The organism is Rhodopseudomonas sp. BR0C11 (assembly GCF_010820945.1).
GTDB classification, from domain to species: Bacteria; Pseudomonadota; Alphaproteobacteria; order Rhizobiales; family Xanthobacteraceae; genus Rhodopseudomonas; species Rhodopseudomonas palustris_H.
The window spans coordinates 1-2,764 of record NZ_QTKI01000529.1 but is presented as its reverse complement, the minus strand read 5'-3'; the positions used below and the strand labels follow the sequence as shown (position 1 = coordinate 2,764).

Sequence of the window (2,764 nt, the reverse complement as noted above, 5' to 3'; positions counted from 1 at the left end):
GCGTGGGCGCCCGGGGTGCGACGATCTTCCTTCGGCAACGACACCTTGATCAGTTTTTCGATGTCGCGCAGATACGCCATCTCTTCGCCCGCGCAAAGCGAGATTGCAGTGCCGTCCGCTCCGGCGCGCGCGGTGCGGCCGATGCGGTGGACGTAAGTCTCGGGGATATTCGGCAGGTCGAAGTTGACCACGTGTGACACGCCGTCGACGTCGATACCGCGCGCGGCGATATCGGTCGCTACCAGGGTGCGCAATTCGCCGGTACGGAATGCCGCCAGCACGCGCTCGCGGTAGTTCTGCGACTTGTTACCGTGGATCGCGTCGGCGGTAATACCGGCCCGCGCGAGGCCCTTCACCACCTTGTCGGCACCATGCTTGGTGCGGGTGAAGACCAGCGCCTGATTGACCTTGTCGTCCTTGAGGATCTGGGCGAGCGCGGCCGGCTTGGCGGAATGGTCGAGCTGGATCACCCGCTGGTTGATCCGCTCCACCGTCGAGGATACCGGTGTCACCGCCACGCGGGCGGGGTCACGCAGCATCTGCTCGGCGAGGTCGGCGATATCCTTCGGCATGGTGGCCGAGAAGAACAGCGTCTGCCGCTTGATCGGCAGCTTGGCGACGATCTTCCGGATGTCGTTGATGAAGCCCATGTCGAGCATGCGGTCGGCTTCGTCCAGCACCAGGAATTCGACATGCGCGAGCTTGAGCGCGTTGCCCTGGACGAGGTCGAGCAGGCGGCCCGGAGTGGCGACGAGGACGTCGACGCCGCCCATCAGGCTGCGAACCTGGCGGCCCATCGGCACGCCGCCGATCGCCAGCGCGGCGCTGAGATGGATGTGGCGGCCATAGGCATTGAAGCTGTCGAGGATCTGGCCGGAGAGCTCGCGGGTCGGGCTCAGCACCAGCACGCGGCAGGTCTTGGAGGCCGGCTTGATCCGGTTCTGCAGCAGGCGGTGCAGGATCGGCAGCGCGAACGAGGCGGTCTTGCCGGTGCCGGTCTGGGCGATGCCGACGACGTCGCGGCCGGCAAGGGCGAGGGGGATAGTCTGCGCCTGGATCGGCGTGGGGGTGTGGTAGTTTTCTTCCTGAAGAGCGCGAGCGATCGGATCGGCGAGGCCGAATTCCTGAAATGAGGTCAAAAGGTTGGTTCTTTCCATCATGAAAGCAAACGCCCGACGGAGCCCGTCGGGAGCGCTTGGAAACTCTGAGACGCTCGCGTGTCCGGAACGTCGGCTATTATCGGATGAAAGGCGAACCAGAAACCGCTGTTCAGGACAGAACGCGGGATCAGAACACGCGGCTCGCAACGACCTGATGATTCTCTAGGTCTCTCACAGTCATATGGAACATCGCTGCACTGCTTTCAAGGTCCAATTGCTGTTCCTTCGCGATCGGCAGGAAAGTGCAATAATTAATCAGCTTGCGAACATTTGATCATTTGTTGTGCTGGATGGCCAATGTGCGGTCATTGCTTCTGCCCATTCATTGGGCTGACGTGCTCATAGCGAACTTTGCTCAAATACGAATTGTCCCGCGGGATCATCGCCTTAGGCGCATCCGAGGGCATGGCATACTTCTTGCGATCTTCCTTGCCGCAGACGGCCGTTGGGGCCGCGCATCATGTCTGCGTCAGGGAGATGACACCTCATGCGTATTGAAACCAAGCGACTCGGAGCGACCCCGATCAGCCGCCGGAGCTGGCTGGCCGCGGCGGCCGGCCTGGCTCTGGGCCTGTCGGCGTTCGGGCCGGCCAAGGCGGCGGACGACACCATTAAGGTGGGCGTGCTGCATTCGCTGTCCGGCACCATGGCGATCAGCGAGACCACGCTGAAAGATACGGTGCTGTTTCTGATCGACGAGCAGAACAAGAAGGGCGGCGTGCTCGGCAAGAAGCTCGAGGCGGTGGTGGTCGATCCGGCGTCGAACTGGCCGCTGTTTGCGGAGAAGGCCCGCGAACTGATCACCAAGGACAAGGTTTCGGTGGTGTTCGGCTGCTGGACCTCGGTGTCGCGCAAGTCGGTGCTGCCGGTGTTCAAGGAGCTGAACTCGATCCTGTTCTACCCGGTGCAATACGAAGGCGAGGAGAGCGAGCGCAACGTGTTCTACACCGGCGCCGCGCCGAACCAGCAGGCGATCCCGGCGGTCGACTATCTCGCCAAGGAAGAAAAGGTCGAGCGCTGGGTGCTGGCCGGCACCGACTACGTCTATCCGCGCACCACCAACAAGATCCTCGAAGCCTATCTGAAGTCGAAGGGCGTCAAGTCCGAAGACATCATGATCAACTACACCCCGTTCGGTCACTCGGACTGGCAGACCATCGTCGCCGACATCAAGAAGTTCGGCTCGGCGGGCAAGAAGACCGCCGTGGTGTCCACCATCAACGGCGACGCCAACGTGCCGTTCTACAAGGAGCTCGGCAACCAGGGCATCAAGGCTACCGACATTCCGGTGGTGGCGTTCTCGGTCGGCGAAGAAGAGCTCGCCGGTATCGACACCAAGCCGCTGGTCGGCCATCTCGCCGCCTGGAATTACTTCCAGTCGATCAAGACCCCCGAGAACGAGCAGTTCATCAAGGACTGGCAGGCCTACACCAAGAATCCGAAGCGCGTGACCAACGACCCGATGGAAGCCCACGTGATCGGCTTCAACATGTGGGTGAAGGCGGTCGAGAAGGCCGGCTCGGTCGACCCGGACAAGGTGATCGACGCGCTGCCGGGCACCAAGGCGCCGAACCTGACCGGCGGCATCTCTGAAATGCTGCCGA

2 protein-coding genes are annotated in these 2,764 nt (G+C 62.3%); one reads left to right on the top strand and one right to left on the bottom strand.

Annotated elements, in window-relative coordinates:
* A partial coding sequence (locus DYI24_RS24630; RefSeq protein WP_205523674.1) for a DEAD/DEAH box helicase occupies positions 1-1,157 on the bottom strand: 1,157 nt, incomplete at its 3' end.
* 490 nt (positions 1,158-1,647) lie between these two features.
* Between DYI24_RS24630 and urtA the strand changes: the two genes are divergently transcribed.
* A partial coding sequence (gene urtA / locus DYI24_RS24625) for an urea ABC transporter substrate-binding protein (RefSeq protein ID WP_164574189.1) occupies positions 1,648-2,764 on the top strand: 1,117 nt, incomplete at its 3' end.